The sequence below is a fragment of the Symbiobacterium terraclitae genome, assembly GCF_017874315.1.
Taxonomy (GTDB): Bacteria; Bacillota; Sulfobacillia; order Symbiobacteriales; family Symbiobacteriaceae; genus Symbiobacterium; species Symbiobacterium terraclitae.
On sequence record NZ_JAGGLG010000004.1, the window covers coordinates 35,654 to 51,218 of the forward strand.

Consider the following 15,565-nt stretch of genomic DNA (forward strand, 5'->3'; position numbering starts at 1 on the left):
CGTCGCTGAAAGGATGAAGCACCAAGGCCCCCATGGGAGAATGGGGCCGAGGTGAGTGACCGTGATCCTGCTCAGTGGCGTAACCAAGTGCTACGGCTCCATCACCGCGCTCGCAGACCTGAACCTGGAAATTCGCGCAGGCGAGACCTTCGGACTGCTGGGCCCCAACGGCGCCGGGAAGACCACGACCCTGCGGCTGGTCGCCGGGCTGGCCCGGCCCACCCGCGGGCGGGTGCGCGTGGCAGGGCTCGACCCATGGCAGAACGCCCAGACCATTCGCCGGCAGATGGGGGTGGTGTTGGACGGCGGGCTGCTCTACGACGGGCTGACCGTTCTGGAGAACCTCCTCCTCTTCGCCGGGCTGTTTGGCGCTCCGCCCAGCGCGGCCCGCGAGGCGCTGGAACAGATGGGCGTGGCCGACCTGCAGGACCGGCTCGCCGGCCAGCTCTCCAAGGGCCAGCGGCAGCGGGTGGCCCTGGCCCGGGCCGTTCTGCACGGCCCCCGCCTCCTCTACCTGGACGAGCCCACCTCGGGCCTCGATCCGATGGCTGCGGACGAACTGCACGGGCTCATCCGCCACCTCCGCAGCAAGGGGGTCACCATCCTCCTGAGCAGCCACGACATGGCCGAGGTGGAGGCGCTCTGCGACCGGGTCTGCCTCCTCAGCCGGGGCCGCATGCTCGCCTGTGAGACGCCGGCCAGGCTTAAGGAGCAGCACGGCCCTTCTCTGACCGATGCATTCATCCAGTTGACAAGGGGGGCACGGTGATGCGGTTCTTCAGCTTGGTGCGGGGCGAGTTCTGGGCGCTGAAGCGAAACAGGCGCCTGGCCGTGTTCATCCTGGTCATGCTGGGCATGGCGGCCGTGTATGCCCTCGACGCGCAGGACAGCGCCACCTTCCTCCCGGTCGTGCTGGTCGTCGCCATCTACAGCAGCGTCTGGCAGATGACGGTCACCTCCCTGGTGGAGGAGAAGGAGCGCCGGACCCTGGAGGCGCTGCTGGTTACCCCGGCCCGGCCGCTGGAGATCATCGGTGCGAAGGCCGCAGTCGGGGTCCTCCTTGCCGCGCTCATGTCCGCGCTGATCCTCCTGGTCTTCCGGCAGCCGCCGCAGTCACCGCTGGTTCTCCTGTCCGGATTGGCGCTGGCCATCGGCTTCGCCACAGCCTCCGGCGCCCTCATCGGCATCGTCGCCCGCGACATGAAGACCTCGTCGCTCTACCGGACGCCGCTGCTGGCCGTGCTGGTGGGCGGAACCATCATCCCCTGGCACGAGTCCGGCTGGGCCATCGCCGAGGTCATGCGCTGGCTGCCCGCCCGACCGGTTCAGGAGCTGATCTGGGGCGGCTGGACGGGGGCACCGGTGCCGCTGGCGCAGGACGCGGCCGTCATGCTGGCCTACACCGTGCTCCTGCTGGCGGTCGGGGCCCGGATTCTCAGACAGCAGGCCACCAGCCGCTGAGGACCTCTTCCGAAAGGGTGATGATCCGTGCTCCACGTCGTCTACGATCCCGCTGATCCCACGGCCTGGTACCCCAACTTCCTGTCGGGTCTCCGGAAGGGGCTGGACGAGGCCGGGGTGCCGTACGAGTTCCGGACCCGCATGCCCGAGCACCCCCGCGGCCCGGTCTTCTTCACCCGCTACACCGTGCAGAAGCAGCTGCTGGAGGCCCCGGAGCCCCCGGAGCACGTGATCGTCCACGAGCACGACATCTGGAACCCCTTCACCAACGCCTACGACCCCGCCGACCTGTGGATCTACAGCCACCCGTCGCTCGCCGCGATCTTCGTCACCAACCCCTCCATGGTGCCCTGGGGCGAGCGCTACCTGCCCGCCGGCTCGCGGGCCCGGGTAGTCGCCGCCGGCTTCCCCTACGACCACACCCTGATCAACCGGGTGATCGCCGAACTGCGTCCCGGCCCCGACCGGGAGCGGCTGGTGGTCTTCCCCGGGCGGCTCAACGAGTTCTACCAGCCCTACCTCTCGGTGCGGATGGCCTTCGAGCTGATGGACCGGGGGTACCGGGTCTTCATCGCCTCGCCCATCGACCCGCTCTCCTACTACCCGGTGGACCTCTGGCGGCAGATGGGCATCGAGGTGGGACGGCTGCCCCACGAGGAGTACTACCGGCTGCTGACCCGGGCCCAGGCCGCCATCTCCACCACCACGGGCGGCAGCCTCACCCTGGCCCTCTACGAGGCGCACCTGCTGGGGGCCACGCCCATCGCACCGGAGGGGCGCCCGGACCTGCCCCCCTGGACGGAGGTCTACCACCCCCGCTACGACGCCCTGAACCCCCGGCAGGCCATCGAGATGGTCGAACAGCGCACCCCGGTTGCGGTGGACCGCCGCTGGTTCGACATCGGCCACTACGTCGAGCACCTGCTGGCCGTGGTCGGACCATGGCTCTAGAAAAAACGGGTCGGGCTGCCCCGCAGTCAATCCCACGACGACTGCGGAACAGCCCGACCTTTCGCTCATGCTGTTGAACGTTACTCGCGGCGCCCCAGCTGGCTGTCGAGGAAGAGCAGGGCGCTCTTACTCTCGCCGGCCATGCGGAGCTTCTGGAGGATCTCGTCGGCGCTCTTCTCCTCCTCCACCTGCTCCTCGATGAACCACTGGAGCAGCGGCAGGGAGGCGTAGTCCTTCTCCTCCACCGCCAGGGCGTAGAGCTTGTGGATCGAGGCGGTCACCTTCTGCTCGTGCGCCAGCACGGTCTCGAAGACGGCCAGCGGCGAGGCGTAGTCGCAGACAGGCTCGGGGATCGCCTGCAGCGCCACCCGGCCGCCGCGGTCGTTCACGTGGCCGTAGATCTTCATCGCGTGCTCCAGCTCTTCCTTCGCCTGCAGCTCCAACCAGTGCGCCATGCCCGGGAAACTGGCCGACTCGCAGTACGCCGCCATGCCGAGGTAGGTATAGGCGGAGCTGAGTTCAAGCTTGATCTGCTCGTTCAGTGCCGCTTCCATGGCCTTGTTCACTGAAATCGCCTCCTTGGTCGGACCGGGTTGATGGTCCGTCGTTCTACAGTTTCCCCGTTGGTCGGCAACCCTCCTGCCCGATCGAAGGAAACTTCTTCATGCATTCACTCCTCGTCCGGCGCTGCATCCAGCAAGGCGTGGCCGGTGAGGAAGAGGCCGATCAGCCCGGCGGCACCGGGCAGTACACCCCAGAGCAGGTGCGGCGCGGTCCGGATGAGGGGCAGCGCGTCGCCGGCCAGGCGGCCCAGCGACTCCAGGGGCGCCCCGAGGCCGAAGCCGAGGAAGCTCAGGGTGAACTCGGTCAGCAGGATCTGGGCGAGGGTGAGGGTCAGGAGCCCCAGCAGGGCAGGCCACTGCTGCCGGGGCGCGGCGCCGAACCTGCGGAACGCCCAGGCGGCCGCCGGGACGGAGGCCAGGCCCAGGGCGAGCATGAAGGCGAAGATGCTTGAACGCGGGGTCAGCGCGCCGGTCAGCAGTCCGGGCAGGGTCATCCCGGCCAGCAGCGGTCCGAGCAGCCCGGGAACGGCTACCCGCGGCGCGAGCAGCGTGCGGCCCCGCTTCCCCGCCGCCAGCCCGATCCCGGCCACCACGGCCCCGCCGAGGGCGGCGACGGCCAAGGCCCCGCCGGCGACGGCAAGCGAGGTGCGTGCGGCTTCCCCGATGCGGGAGAGCAGGTCGCGGCCCAGCTGGTCCGTCCCCAGGACGAGCCCCTCGCTGCCCGGCGGCAGCAGCCGGGCCTGCAGGTTCGCGGGCGCGACCCCGGGTGCGCCGCCCGGCAGCGCAGCCGCAAACAGCACCAGCACGAGCAGGACGCCAACGGCCAGCCAGCCCCGGGACGGCCGGCCTGCGGCCCGCCGGGTCCCGGCCGCCGTCACCAGCAGGTCGCCCGCCAGGTGGCCCGCGAGGCCGCAGCCGACCAGCGCCCACAGGCCGGCCTGGAGCACGGGGAAGTCCCGGTTTGCAGAAGCCCCTGCCACCTGGCCCAAGAGGCCGGCGCCGGGGCCGCGCGCCACGAACCAGGCTGCCATCGTGAGCACCAGGATGTTGCCCGTCTGCTGCAGGATGCGGCCCAGCACGGCCGCAAGCGCGCGCGCCGGCGACAGGGGAAGGCCGTCCTCGCGGGCGCCGGCCAGGCCATCGCGGACAGCCCTGGCGAGCCAGCCGACCAGCACCACCGTCAGGGCCCCATTGGCCGCCGCCGAGAGCGAAACGCCGCCCAGGGGGCCCGACATCACCAGCCAGACACCCAGGATGCCGGCCGCGTAGGCCGGAACCCCCATAAGGGCCACCGCAGGCGCCTGCAGCACCCGGTCGACAGGGCTTTCCGGCCGCAGGCCGGCGGGAACGCCCAGCAGCAACGCGGCGGGCAGCGCGTACAGCACCGCAGCGGCCGCATTCCCCAGGGTGGCCGCCAGGGCGGGCCGAAGCACCACGAGTACGGGCTGCCCGGTCTTGAGGGAGACGCCGCCGGCCGGGAGATCGCCGGGTACGCCCACCCGCAGGAGCCAGAGCAGCAGGGCAGCGGCGAGCAGGCCGAGGCAGAACCGGGAAAACCGCTCAGCGTAAGTTGATCGCATGGAACTCCTCCCTCCGCTCCACCGGGGTGAAAAAAGGGCTCTGTGTACACGACTCCGCAAACACGAAAAAAGGTTGGGAGAGTTTGCTCCCAACCTTAATGTCGGCATGTCTAAACATAATCCTGATGCCCTGCTCAGGGCGCCCGGCGTCCAGCCGTCCGGGCCAGCCTGTGGCCGGCCCAGACAGCGGACAGCCCCAGAGCCAGGCTCAGGCCCACGTTGACCGCGGCGAAACCCCAGCGGCCGGCCTCCAGGAGAACCACCGTCTCCACCGACCAGGTGGAAAAGGTGGTGAACGAGCCGACGAAACCTGCGGTCACAGGCAGCCGCCATTGCTCCGGCAGACGCCCCCGCTCGATGCCGTACCCGACCACGAAGCCGAGCAGCATGGAGCCGAGGAGGTTGATGATCAGCGTGGGCAGGGGAAAGGCGGAGGGCAGGCGCGTCGCCAGCCAGTTGCCGAGCACGTAGCGGGCCAAGGCGCCCTGGGCGCCTGCCGCAGCAACGCCGACCACGGAGAGCCTGCTCATCGCCCCCACCCCAGGGCCAGGCCCGCCCACGCAGCCATGAGTCACAACCCGGTGCTCAGCGCGCTGTTCATCATGGCAGATCTGCGGTCACCCCTCCGCAGGGCCTGGTACAGGTCCAGCTGCCAGGTGGAGAACGTCGTAAACGCGCCGAGAAAGCCCGCCCCGAGCACGGCCTTGACGTCAGGCGCGAGAGAGCCGGGGCCCGAAGCAAGCCCGGTGAGCAGCCCGAGCAGAAACGAGCCGGTGACGTTGACGGCGAGGGTGCCCCAGGGAAGATCCCGACGGCCGTGCCGGCCATCGATCCATCTGCCGACAAGAAGGCGGGCGACCGCACCAGCGGCGCCCGCCGCGCCTATCCACACCCAGTTCACCACAGGGCCTCCTGCATCACCGCGGGAACTTGCCCCGCACGTAGGGCGCAGGCCACTCCATCTCTTGACCCAGCCGGTGGGCGGCCGCCAGCGGGAAGTACGGGTTGCGCAGCAGCTCCCGGCCCAGCAGCACCACGTCCGCCTGCCCGCTGCGGAGGATGGCGTCGGCCTGCTCCGGCACCGTGATCAGCCCTACCGCACCGGTGGGGATGCCGGCCTCCCGCCGGATGCGCTCGGCGAAGGCCACCTGGTAGCCCGGGCCGATGGCGGGGATCCGCTGCCGGGGCGAGTTGCCGCCCGTGGAGACGTCCACCAGGTCCACGCCCCACTCCTTCATCCAGCGGGCCAGCTCCACCGACTCGGCGATGTCCCAGCCCCCCTCCACCCAGTCCGTGGCGGAGATGCGGACCCAGACCGGCCGGTCGGCGGGGAAGGCCGCGCGCACGGCCTCGAACACCCGCTTCAGGAGGCGGGCGCGGTTCTCCAGCGTCCCGCCGTACTCGTCGGTCCGCCGGTTGGTCAGCGGCGAGAGGGTTTCGTGCAGCAGGTAGCCGTGAGCGGCGTGGATCTCTACTGAATCGCAGCCCAGCTCTCCCGCCCGCCGGGCCGCTGCGCCGAAGGCGGCAACCACCCGGTCGATGCCGGCGCGGTCCAGCTCCTGCGGCGTCACCCAGTCCTCGTCGAAGGGGACTGCGCTGGGCGCCACGGCCGGTTCCGGCCCCCTGCCCTTGTGGAAGGTCCAGGCCTTCCGGCCGGCGTGGGCCAGCTGGATGGAGAAGGCGGCGCCCCGCTCGTGCACGAAGCGGGCGATACGGGCCAGGGCCTCGGCCTGCGCGTCGTTCCAGATGCCGAGGTCGCCCTCGGAGATGCGGCCCCGGGGCTCCACGGCGGTGGCCTCCGTGATGATGAGGCCGACCCCGCCCATCGCACGGGTGCCGTAGTGGACGAGGTGCCAGTCGGTCGCCACCCCGTCCGTCCCGGCGACGTACATGCACATCGGCGACATGACGATGCGGTTGCGCAGCGTGAGCGACCGCTGGCTCAGCGGCTCGAACAGGTGGGGCATCAGCACGACCTCCTTTAGCTGCTCCGGGGCGGATACTCCCTCAGGGGTATGACGACCGGCGCCTGCCCACAGGTGCGCCGGATCCTCTCTAGAGCACCGCTCCCAGTATGAGCGCGGCGATGGAGAAGTAGACGAGCATCGAGGTCGTGTCGGTGATGGTGGCGATGAACGGGCCCGAGGCCACCGCCGGGTCGAGCCCGAGGCGCTGGATGATCACCGGCACCAGCGATCCCGCGGCCTTGGCCAGCATGAGGTTGATCGCGATCGACAGCCCGACGATCAGGCCGATCCAGGGCGAGTGGTTCCACACCATGGCCGTGACGCCCAGCACCAGCCCGCAGATCGCGCCGATCACGATGCCGATGCGGGCCTCGCGCCAGACGACCCGGCCGACCTGGTCCCGCTCCATCTCCCCGGTGGCCAGGCCGCGCACCACCACCGTGAGCGCCTGGGTCGCGGCGTTGCCCGCCCCGCCGGCCATGGTGGTGATGAAGATCGCCAGCGCCGTCACCCGGTCCATCAGCGGTGTGAAGCCCTCGATCACCTTGCCCGAGACCAGGCTGAGGAAGAGCAGCCCGAGGAGCCAGGGCAGGCGCGCCCGGATCGCCGGCCAGATGGGGCCCTCCAGGTCCAGCTGCTGTTCGGCGTCCGACACGCCGCCGGCGCGGAAGATGTCCTCGGTGGCCTCCTCCTCCAGCACGTCGATGACGTCGTCGACCGTGACGATGCCCCGCAGGACATCCTGGTCGTCCACGACGGGAACGGCCAGCAGGTTGTACTTCTGCACCGTCCGGGCGACCTCTTCCTGGTCGTCGTTCACGTGCACCGAGACCACGTTGGTGCGCATGATGCTCCGGATCTCGGCGTCGGGCTGCGCCACGATCAGCTCCCGCAGCGAGAGCACCCCGACCAGCCGCCCCTGCTCGTCGACCACGTACACGTAGTACGCCGTCTCCGCAGAGGGGGCCGCCCGCCGCAGCTCGTCGATGGCGTCCGCCGCTGTGCGCTGGGCGCCGATGGCCACGAACTCGGTGGTCATGATGCCGCCGGCCGTGTCCTCGGGGAAGGTCATCAGCTCCCGGACGTCCGTGGCGTCCTCCTGAGTCATCAGCTGCAGGAGGGACCCGGCGTCCTCGGGCTCCAGCTCGGCGAAGAGGTCGGCGGCGTCGTCGGCCGACATCTCATCCAGGATCGCCTTGGCCTTCTCCGGGGGCAGCGCGGTCACGATGGCCGCCTGCTCCTCCAGCTCCAGCTCGGCGATGGCCTCGGCCGCCGTCGGGCCGGACATGAGCTGTACCACGGCCGCCCGCTGCTCGTCCTCCAGTTCCTCCAGCAGCTCGGCGAGGTCCGCAGGGTGGAGTTCATCGAGCAGCGTGCGGAGTTCGTCTTCGCGGTGCTGCTGCAACATGACGATGGTCTGGTCCAGGATGCCGATCAGTTCCTGGTTCACTGGCCTCGCCTCCCTTTCGTCGGTGGTGGGCCGCCTCCCCGGAAAAGAGAAGACGGCCATGCGGAGGCCCGCACAGCCGTGGTGAATCGCAGGAACAGCCACCCGAGGCGAAGCCTACCGTCGACGCGCGACAGTAAGCCTCACCTTGTGCGACGGTTCGCGGCGGTGGGCTGTGAACACGGAGGGGCCTCCTACAGGGTTCCGCAAACTGCACGATTCCAGACTTGGCCCGGCGTCCATATCCAGCACCACCTCCTCCATCGCGCCACCAGGAAAGGCGCCCCATGCGCAGGGCGCCTCTTGATCGAAACGTCCTCCTGTATTGTAAACACGTGGACGGGCGGATGCAACCACTCAGCACAACAGTTTCCCTATGAAGTCTTTTACTGCCACGCGGGTCTCCTCCCGGTAGAGCAGTTCCGGGTGGCCCGCCCGGGGCACCAGCCGGAAGCTGCCACCGGGCGCCAGCCGGGCCAGCTCCCGCCCCTGTTCCAGCGGCACCATCTGGTCCCTGTCGCCCTGCACCACCAGGAGGGGGATGGGCAGGGCGGCCAGCGCCGCTGAGTCGAAGCCAGGCCAGGTGGCCAGCAGTTCGCCCAGCGCGGCCGCCAGCGACTCCCAGGGGGTGGCGACGTGCTTCTCCGCCAGCTGCCGCGCCCAGAGCGGCGAGCGCTGCCGGATGGATTCCGGGGCGAAGGTGGCCCTGGCGCCGGCGGCGGGGCGGATGCGGGAGGCCAGCACCGCCAGCCCCGCTGCCCGGCCCCGCAGACCCAGCTCGATCCCGACGATGCCGCCCAGGCTGTAACCCACCACCAGGGGCGCGCCGAGCCCGAGCCGGTCGATCAGCGTCTCGACAGCATCCGCCATCCCGCCGATGGACAGGGCCTTCAACCCGCCGCCGGGCAGTTCGGAGCGCCCGTGGCCAGGCAGGTCCGGCCGCACGAGCCGCACGCCCAGGGGCTCCAGCACCTCCACCAGGGGTGCCATCGACTCGTGGGTCTGCAGGGCGGCGTGCAGCAGCAGGACCGGCCGGGCGGCGGCCGGTCCGGACTCGGCGTAGAACAGGGGGCCGCCGTTCGGTGCGGCAATCAGGGGCATGGGCTTCCGCTCCTTCAGCGTGTGCTCATCACCCCTTTAGTCTCCCGGAATGTCCGTTCAGCAACCGTTACCCCGCGGCGCGCTTGGCCACGGTGAAGTTGTCCTCGAGCAGCAGCCAGTTCTGCGGGAACGCCAGGCCCAGCTTCCAGTAGCTGATGCCCCGCAGGCCCATCTCCCGCAGCAGGTCGAACTTGGCCTGGATGGAGCGGGCGTCCTCGAACCAGACCTCGTGGGTGCGGCCCTGCTCGTCGACGTACCGGTAGAACGGCGCCTGGGCCCTGGGGTCGAACTCGATGGCCACGCCGCGCTGCGCGGCCTGGCGGATGGCCTGCTGCGGGCTGATGGCCCGGGCGAACTCGCCCCCGGGCCGGTAGGGCAGGGTCCAATCGTAGCCGTAGAGGTTCTGCCCCATCATGATCTTCTCGCGCGGGATCTGGGTGACGGCGAAGTCCAGCACCCGGCGCACCTGGTCGATGGGCGACACGGCCATGGGCGGGCCGCCGCTGTAGCCCCACTCGTAGGTCATCAGCACGACGAAGTCTACGGTCCGGCCGTGAAAGGCGTAGTCGTGCGCCTCGTACCACTGGCCCACCTGCGTGGCGCTCTGCTTCGGCGCCAGGGCGGTGGAGATGAGCGCCCCCTCGGCGTGGATGAGGTCGGCGGCGCGCTGCAGGAACCGGTTGTACGCCTCCCGGTCCTGCGGCCGCAGGAACTCGAAATCGAAGTGGACGTCCCGGAAGCCCATCTCGCGGATGAGCCGCCGGATGTCCTGCAGCAGCCGGTCCTGGACCGCCTGGTCGTTGAGGATCGCCTGGCCCAGCTCGGCGCTGAAGCCCCCCTCCTCCAGGTTGGTCACGACCAGCATCGGCACGGCGCCGCCCTCCCGGGCGATCTCCAGCAGGCCGTCGAGCGGCGGCGCCTGGAGCGTGCCGTCCCGCTGCACCCGGTAGCTGAAGGGGGCGAGGTAGGTGAGGTGGGGCACAGCCTCCCGGGACGCCGCGATCAGGTTGGCGCTCACGCTCTCGCCGAAGGGCTCCACGTAGGCGTTGGCCTCCTTGCGGGGACGGGGGCCCGGGGGTATGTACAGCCTGAGGCCTACGGGAAGGGGGGCGTTGAGGGGGATGCCGTTGATCCGGGCCAGCTCGGCGGGTGCCACGCCGAAGCGCTGGCCGATGGACCAGAGGGAGTCGCCGGGCTGGACCCAGTAGTACCGGCCGGTGATGGGGATGACGAGGGCCTGCCCGACCACCAGGTAGGGCAGGTCGCGCAGCTGGTTGGCCTCGATGATGGTCTCGGGCGTCACGCTGTAGGTGCGGGCGATGCTGTAGAGCGACTGCCCCGGTTCGACCACGTGAATCTGCATCGCGCTCAGCCTCCCATGGGGCATTCCAGATAGGATCATGGTATGCCGGGAAGGAGCGCGGGGAACCGGCGTAACCAGCCGGCCGACCGCTTCGTTCGTAAAGGTGAAGGCAACCTGGGAGGACGCTGACATGCGCATGAAACAGCTCGTTGTGTTGGCGCTGCTGGCAGCGCTGGCGGCCAGCTGCACGCCGGGCAGAGACGGACAGGCCGTTCCGGACGGCACCGGTACAGGGGCAAGCCAGAAGGACGCCGCCGACGCCCCGTCGCCACAGAACCGGAAAGCCGGAACAGCAGAGGAGAAGGCGCCGGCCGGACCTGGCGCCGGGTTTGGGGTCGCGCGCTCCCCGGAGGCGGTCGAGCACATCGTGTACAACTCCACCATGGAGATTCCGGGACCCGGGTATTACGCGGTGGACCTCACGACGGGCAGGGTGGAGACCTGGCGGCTGAAGGACCAGGGCCGCGTCATCCGCTGCCTGCCCGGCGGCACCCGGCTGGCCATCGCCGACCTGTTCAATGCGCCGGAGAAGCTGAACCGGGCGTGGATCTGCGACGACCAGCACTGCTGGGCGTGGGTCCGCACGGAGGAAGGCGAGACCGGGTGGGTCTCGCTCTCGACGGGCAGCGTTGTGTGGGCGCACTGAGAGAAGCGGACCCGGGAGCAATGGCTCCCGGGTCCTCAGCTTTACTCCTCCCGGTACCCCAGGCTCCGGAGCACGGACTCCTTGTTCCGCCAGTCCTCCTTCACCTTCACAAACAGCTCCAGGAAGATCTTCGAGCCCAGCATCTCCTCGATGTCCTGCCGCGCCCGGGCGCCGATCTCCCTCAGCATCGCCCCGCGCTTGCCGATGATGATCCCCTTCTGGCTGTCGCGCTCCACGTAGATCGAGGCGCCCACATAGACGGTGCCGGACTCCCGGCGCTGGAGCTGCTCCACCTCCACCGCCACCGAGTGGGGAACCTCCTCCCGGGTGAGCTGGAGGATCTTCTCGCGGATGAACTCGGCGATCACGAACCGCTCGGGCTGGTCCGTCACCATGCCCTCGGGGTAGTACTGCGGCCCCTCCTCCATCTGCTCGACGATCAGGTCCAGCAGCCGGTCGACGTTCTTGTGCTCCAGGGCCGACACCGGCACGATGTCCAGCCACTCGATGGGCTTGGAGCCGGGCCTGGGCTCCGGGTGGCGGACGGCCGGGTCGCCCAGCGCCTTGTAGGCGTCGAGCACGGCGTACCAGTCGCCCCGCTTCACCTTGTCCATCTTGTTGACCACGAGGATCGTCTTCCGGCCGGAGTTGGCCACCACCTCGGCCACGTAGCGGTCGCCCTCGCCCGGCTCGGGCACGGAGCCGTCCACGACGAAGAGCACCACGTCCACCTCGGGGATGGTGCCGATGGCCACCCGGTTCATGTACTCCCCGAGCTTGTGGTGCGGCTTGTGGATGCCCGGGGTGTCCAGGAAGACCACCTGCGCCCCCGGGCGGTTGTAGACGCCCAGGATGCGGTTGCGGGTCGTCTGCGGCTTGTCAGACATGATGGCCAGCTTGGCCTCGATGAAGGCGTTCAGCAGGGTGGACTTGCCGACGTTGGGCCGGCCCACGATGGAGCAGAAGCCGGAGCGGAACGGTTCCTGGCTCATGCGTCGCCCTCCCTGGTGGCCGGCACGTCGCCGGGCGTGAACGCCCCCGGCAGCAGCTCCCGCACGGAGGTGACCACCGTGTCGCCCTTCATGTTGGTCAGGATCACCCGGGCGTCGGGCCCGAACTCGCTCATCACCTGCCGGCAGGCGCCGCAGGGGCTGCAGGGGCCCTCGGTGTCACCGACGACGGCGATCGCGGTGAAGCGGCGGCGCCCGTCGCTGACCATCTTGAAGATCGCCGTCCGCTCGGCGCAGTTCGTCAGCCCGAAGCTGGCGTTCTCGATGTTGCAGCCGGTGTACAGCCTGCCGTCTTCGGCCAGCAGCGCCGCCCCCACCGGGAAGTGAGAGTAGGGTACGTAGGCCTGCTCGCGCGCCAGGCGTGCGGCCGCAATCAGCTCGGCATCGGTCATGGGGTATCCCTCCTCTGGCTTTGGCGCCGGGCCCCGCCCAGGAGCCCCAGCAGCCCCGTGATGACGGGCGGCAGGACGAACAGCGGCCGGCCGGCCAGCAGGGCCAGGACTGCCTGGACGCTCTGGCCGAGCCGCCGCTCCACTCCAAACAACACCACCGCGGCGAAGGCGGCGTGCAGGGCCGTCAGGAGCACCGCGCCGGAGGCCACCTGCTTCGCAGCGGCGGCCAGCGGGTGCCGGCGGTCGCCGGCCGCCAGGTCGACGGCGCGCTCCACCGCCGTGTTGACCAGCTCCGCCGCCAGCACCAGGGCAATGGTCGCGCCCAGGTAGGCCACCTCCCACCCGCGCAGCGAGACCGCGCAGCCGGCCACCCCGGCGCAGGCGGCCGCAAACACGTGGAAGCGCAGGTTCGGCTCCTCCCGGTAAGCCACGAAAAGCCCCAGCGCCGCATCGCGAAAGCGCGGGAGAACCCCCGAATGCCGGAAGGGCCGGCCGCTCATCGGCTCAGCCCCAGGCCTCCGAGGATCTCCTCGGTCTTGGCCATCATGGCCGCCTCCTCATCGGGCGTCTGGTGATCCCAACCCAGCAGGTGGAGCATGCCGTGCGCCGTGAGGAAGCCCAGCTCGCGCTCGAAGGAGTGGCCGTAGTCCGCCGCCTGAGCAAGGCAGCGCTCCAGCGAGATGACGATGTCGCCCAGGGGAAGGGGCTCGCCCTCGGGCAGGTCGCCCATCTCCTCCCCCTCCAGCTGCGAGAACGACAGCACGTCGGTGGGGCTGGCGAGGCCCCGGTGGTCCCGGTTCAGATCGGTGATGGCCTCGTCGTCCACCAGCGTGATCGATACCGAGACGTTGGGGCCCAGGTGAGCCCCGGCCAGCTCGAGGGCCCGCTCAGCGACCCTTTGAATCAACGCCTCGTGGTCAGGCGCGAGGTCCACTTTCTCCTGTTCGTTGCTGATCCAGATCTCCATGCTTCACTGCCTCCTCGGCCTCGCCCGGCGCGGGCGATCCACCCTCCTGCCCCTGCGACTGCCCGGCGTTCGCCGCCTGCTTCTGCTGGCCGGGGTAGTCGATGCGGGCGTGGTGGACGCCGCTCAACACCTTCACGAACACCTTGGCGATCGTGTCCAGGTCCTTCAGGGTCAGGTCGCAGTTGTCCAGCTGACCCTGCTGGAGCCGGTCGTTGATGATCTTGCGCACCTGCTGCTCGATCTGGTCGTGCGACAGGTGGCTCTTCTGGCGCATGGCCCGCACCGAGGCCTCGCAGCCGTCGGCCAGCATGCAGATGGCGGTCTCCCGCCGGCGGGGCTTGGGCCCCTCGTAGCGGAAGTCCTCCTCCAGCACATACTCGGACTGGCCGCTCTTCGAGGCCATGTAGTAGAAGTAGCTGACCAGCGTGGTGCCGTGGTGCTCGGGGATGAAGTCGATGATCTCCTGGGGCAGGCCGGCCTCCCGGGCCAGCTCGACCCCTTCTTTCACGTGGCTGGTGATGATCATCGCCGACAGGCTCGGCGGCAGCTTGTCGTGGGGGTTCTCGCCGCCGAACTGGTTCTCCACGAAGAACGCCGGGCGCTTGATCTTGCCGATGTCGTGGTAGTATGCCCCGACCCGGGCGAGCACCGGGTCTGCTCCGATCGCCTCAGCCGCCGCCTCGCACAGGTTGGCCACCAGGATGGTGTGGTGGTAGGAGCCCGGCGCCTCCACCATCAGCCGCTTCAGCAGCGGGTGGTTGGGGTTGGAGAGCTCCAGGAGCTTCAGCGGCGTCACGATGCCGAAGAGCGTCTCAAAGAAGGGCAGGGCGCCGGTGGCGAGGATCGCCACCAGCAGGCCGTTGATCGCGCCCAGGGCGACGTCCCGCCAGACCCCCCAGTCGAGCAGGGGCGCCGACTCCAGCAGGTACAGGGCCAGGATGGCCAGCGCGTTGACGATGCCCACCACGAGCCCGGCGCGGTAGAGGTCGTTGCGGCTCTCCACGCGGGCGACGGCGTAGACGCCGGCCACCGAGCCCAGCACCGCCACGGCCACGCCGCCCACGTCCGTTGCCGTGGTGAACAGGCCGAGCAGCACGGCGATGATCACGGACTGGAGGAGGGCCACCCGGGAGTCCAGCAGGATCGCCGCCAGGACGGCGTTGAGCGCCACCGGCATCAGATAGGCGGCCCCGTCGCCGAGCTGCACGGAGAAGAGGCTCATCGCCAGCGAGAGGAAGAGCGTGATGAACCCGATCAGCCCCAGCAGCAGCAGCTTGGAGTCCCGCTCCAGAAGCTCCGGGCGGAAGCGGCTGATGGAGAGCGCCATCACGCCCACCACCACCAGCGCGATCAGGGCAGACCCCGCCCAGCTGAAGTAGCTGGCCTGCTGCCCCACGAGGCCCAGCTCGACGAGGGCCTCGTACTGGTCCTGGGTGATGGGCTTGTCGGCCTCAATGATCAGCTCGCCCGGCTGCCACCAGACCTCCGGCACCTCCTGGGCGGCGCGCTGCATCAGCCAGTCGGTCTGCTCCTGGTCCTCGACCATGTTGGCCTCGATGCGGCTCTTCACCAACTCGCGGACGAACTGGGTGAGCGCCGGGTCGCCGAGGTCGAGGGTGAAGGGTGCCGCGCCGCTCTCGATGCCCCCCTTGATGCGGGTGACGTCGCGCGGGTAGACATCCTCGCCCAGCGCCGTCTGGAGCAGCGCCAAAGCCTGAGCCTCCGCGGCATCAACCAAGGCGTCGTCCACCGTCAGCAGGGCGGCGTACGTCTCGGGGGGCAGCACGGAGAGCCGGATCCGGTCGGCCAGGTCCTGCGTCCGGGAGGCGGCGTCGACGTCGGTAAGGCCCCGCACGCGGCGGATCTCGGTGAAGATCCAGTTGACGTGCTGCTGGGCGCTCTCCAGCACCGCGAGCTCCCGCTTGTAGACGGGGCTGACGTTGGCCGCGGCGGCCGCCCGCCGCTCGTCGGTGAGGATGCGGTTGTACACGGGCCGCGGAGCGCGCACGCTCCGCGGGGCGATGTCGCCCACCTGCACGTCGAGACGCTTCGGGGAGGACAGGTTCCCCAGCGCCAGAGTCAGGAGCGCGAAGAAGAGAACCCCCCAGACCACCTTG

Annotated in this window: 17 protein-coding genes; 4 read left to right on the top strand and 13 right to left on the bottom strand. The window is 69.9% G+C overall.

The window, feature by feature from the left end; genetic code table 11:
- The first annotated feature begins 61 nt into the window (after positions 1 to 61).
- Genes J2Z79_RS03450 through J2Z79_RS03460 form a run of 3 tightly spaced genes read left to right on the top strand, consistent with a single transcriptional unit; the run spans position 62 to position 2,412 of the window.
- Positions 62 to 769 carry an ABC transporter ATP-binding protein gene (locus tag J2Z79_RS03450; protein ID WP_209465462.1) on the top strand — a complete coding sequence of 236 codons (708 nt, stop codon included), beginning with the start codon at positions 62 to 64 and terminating at the stop codon, positions 767 to 769.
- Positions 769 to 1,461, top strand: coding sequence for an ABC transporter permease (locus J2Z79_RS03455; protein ID WP_209465463.1), 693 nt, complete (start codon positions 769 to 771; stop codon positions 1,459 to 1,461). The genes J2Z79_RS03450 and J2Z79_RS03455 overlap by 1 nt, the downstream gene beginning before the upstream one ends.
- A gap of 27 nt (positions 1,462 to 1,488) precedes the next feature.
- Positions 1,489 to 2,412 carry a hypothetical protein gene (locus J2Z79_RS03460; protein WP_209465464.1) on the top strand — a complete coding sequence of 308 codons (924 nt, stop codon included), beginning with the start codon at positions 1,489 to 1,491 and terminating at the stop codon, positions 2,410 to 2,412.
- Between the two features lie 80 nt (positions 2,413 to 2,492).
- Here the strand turns inward: J2Z79_RS03460 and J2Z79_RS03465 are convergent, their stop codons facing one another.
- From J2Z79_RS03465 to J2Z79_RS03500, 8 genes are all read right to left on the bottom strand, one after another.
- Positions 2,493 to 2,978 (bottom strand): ferritin, encoded by a 486-nt coding sequence (locus J2Z79_RS03465; RefSeq protein WP_209465465.1) that lies wholly within the window; start codon positions 2,976 to 2,978, stop codon positions 2,493 to 2,495.
- A 104-nt stretch (positions 2,979 to 3,082) separates the two neighbouring features.
- A complete protein-coding gene (locus J2Z79_RS03470) occupies positions 3,083 to 4,555 on the bottom strand; it encodes a hypothetical protein (RefSeq protein WP_209465466.1) in 1,473 nt (490 codons plus the stop codon).
- A 134-nt stretch (positions 4,556 to 4,689) separates the two neighbouring features.
- Entirely contained in the window at positions 4,690 to 5,085 is a 396-nt protein-coding gene (gene crcB, locus J2Z79_RS03475) for a fluoride efflux transporter CrcB (protein WP_209465467.1), read from the bottom strand.
- 41 nt (positions 5,086 to 5,126) lie between these two features.
- Positions 5,127 to 5,456, bottom strand: coding sequence for a fluoride efflux transporter FluC (locus tag J2Z79_RS03480; RefSeq protein WP_209465468.1), 330 nt, complete (start codon positions 5,454 to 5,456; stop codon positions 5,127 to 5,129).
- A gap of 16 nt (positions 5,457 to 5,472) precedes the next feature.
- On the bottom strand, positions 5,473 to 6,522 hold the full coding sequence (namA, locus tag J2Z79_RS03485; protein ID WP_209465469.1) for an NADPH dehydrogenase NamA: 1,050 nt from the start codon (positions 6,520 to 6,522) through the stop codon (positions 5,473 to 5,475).
- A gap of 88 nt (positions 6,523 to 6,610) precedes the next feature.
- Positions 6,611 to 7,972 (bottom strand): magnesium transporter, encoded by a 1,362-nt coding sequence (gene mgtE, locus J2Z79_RS03490; RefSeq protein WP_209465470.1) that lies wholly within the window; start codon positions 7,970 to 7,972, stop codon positions 6,611 to 6,613.
- 354 nt (positions 7,973 to 8,326) lie between these two features.
- Positions 8,327 to 9,070 carry an alpha/beta fold hydrolase gene (locus J2Z79_RS03495; protein ID WP_209465471.1) on the bottom strand — a complete coding sequence of 248 codons (744 nt, stop codon included), beginning with the start codon at positions 9,068 to 9,070 and terminating at the stop codon, positions 8,327 to 8,329.
- A 67-nt stretch (positions 9,071 to 9,137) separates the two neighbouring features.
- Positions 9,138 to 10,433, bottom strand: coding sequence for a glycoside hydrolase family 18 protein (locus J2Z79_RS03500; protein ID WP_209465472.1), 1,296 nt, complete (start codon positions 10,431 to 10,433; stop codon positions 9,138 to 9,140).
- Positions 10,434 to 10,563: 130 nt separating this feature from the next.
- Here J2Z79_RS03500 and J2Z79_RS03505 point away from each other — a divergent pair, with 130 nt between their 5' ends.
- Positions 10,564 to 11,079: a hypothetical protein gene (locus J2Z79_RS03505; protein ID WP_209465473.1), complete on the top strand. Its 516-nt coding sequence runs from the start codon at positions 10,564 to 10,566 to the stop codon at positions 11,077 to 11,079.
- Positions 11,080 to 11,120: 41 nt separating this feature from the next.
- Here the strand turns inward: J2Z79_RS03505 and era are convergent, their stop codons facing one another.
- Genes era through J2Z79_RS03530 form a run of 5 tightly spaced genes read right to left on the bottom strand, consistent with a single transcriptional unit; the run spans position 11,121 to position 15,561 of the window.
- Entirely contained in the window at positions 11,121 to 12,071 is a 951-nt protein-coding gene (era, locus tag J2Z79_RS03510) for a GTPase Era (protein ID WP_209465474.1), read from the bottom strand.
- Positions 12,068 to 12,481 (bottom strand): cytidine deaminase, encoded by a 414-nt coding sequence (locus J2Z79_RS03515; protein ID WP_209465475.1) that lies wholly within the window; start codon positions 12,479 to 12,481, stop codon positions 12,068 to 12,070. The genes era and J2Z79_RS03515 overlap by 4 nt, the downstream gene beginning before the upstream one ends.
- Entirely contained in the window at positions 12,478 to 12,981 is a 504-nt protein-coding gene (locus J2Z79_RS03520) for a diacylglycerol kinase family protein (protein ID WP_209465476.1), read from the bottom strand. Before J2Z79_RS03520 ends, J2Z79_RS03515 begins: the two co-directional genes overlap by 4 nt.
- On the bottom strand, positions 12,978 to 13,448 hold the full coding sequence (gene ybeY / locus J2Z79_RS03525) for an rRNA maturation RNase YbeY (RefSeq protein WP_209465477.1): 471 nt from the start codon (positions 13,446 to 13,448) through the stop codon (positions 12,978 to 12,980). Before ybeY ends, J2Z79_RS03520 begins: the two co-directional genes overlap by 4 nt.
- The gene (locus J2Z79_RS03530) at positions 13,399 to 15,561 is read right to left on the bottom strand and encodes an HD family phosphohydrolase (protein WP_209465478.1); all 2,163 of its coding nucleotides are present in this window, start codon (positions 15,559 to 15,561) and stop codon (positions 13,399 to 13,401) included. Before J2Z79_RS03530 ends, ybeY begins: the two co-directional genes overlap by 50 nt.
- Positions 15,562 to 15,565: the final 4 nt, after the last annotated feature.

Excerpts from the sequence above, each read along its gene's own strand:
- J2Z79_RS03515 (WP_209465475.1), bottom strand. The coding sequence starts at position 12,481 with ATGACCGATGCCGAGCTGATTGCGGCCGCACGCCTGGCGCGCGAGCAG.
- J2Z79_RS03455 (WP_209465463.1), top strand. The coding sequence starts at position 769 with ATGCGGTTCTTCAGCTTGGTGCGGGGCGAGTTCTGGGCGCTGAAGCGA.
- J2Z79_RS03500 (WP_209465472.1), bottom strand. The coding sequence starts at position 10,433 with ATGCAGATTCACGTGGTCGAACCGGGGCAGTCGCTCTACAGCATCGCC.
- era (WP_209465474.1), bottom strand. The coding sequence starts at position 12,071 with ATGAGCCAGGAACCGTTCCGCTCCGGCTTCTGCTCCATCGTGGGCCGG.
- J2Z79_RS03495 (WP_209465471.1), bottom strand. The coding sequence starts at position 9,070 with ATGCCCCTGATTGCCGCACCGAACGGCGGCCCCCTGTTCTACGCCGAG.
- J2Z79_RS03520 (WP_209465476.1), bottom strand. The coding sequence starts at position 12,981 with ATGAGCGGCCGGCCCTTCCGGCATTCGGGGGTTCTCCCGCGCTTTCGC.
- ybeY (WP_209465477.1), bottom strand. The coding sequence starts at position 13,448 with ATGGAGATCTGGATCAGCAACGAACAGGAGAAAGTGGACCTCGCGCCT.
- J2Z79_RS03470 (WP_209465466.1), bottom strand. The coding sequence starts at position 4,555 with ATGCGATCAACTTACGCTGAGCGGTTTTCCCGGTTCTGCCTCGGCCTG.
- J2Z79_RS03505 (WP_209465473.1), top strand. The coding sequence starts at position 10,564 with ATGCGCATGAAACAGCTCGTTGTGTTGGCGCTGCTGGCAGCGCTGGCG.
- namA (WP_209465469.1), bottom strand. The coding sequence starts at position 6,522 with ATGCCCCACCTGTTCGAGCCGCTGAGCCAGCGGTCGCTCACGCTGCGC.
- crcB (WP_209465467.1), bottom strand. The coding sequence starts at position 5,085 with ATGAGCAGGCTCTCCGTGGTCGGCGTTGCTGCGGCAGGCGCCCAGGGC.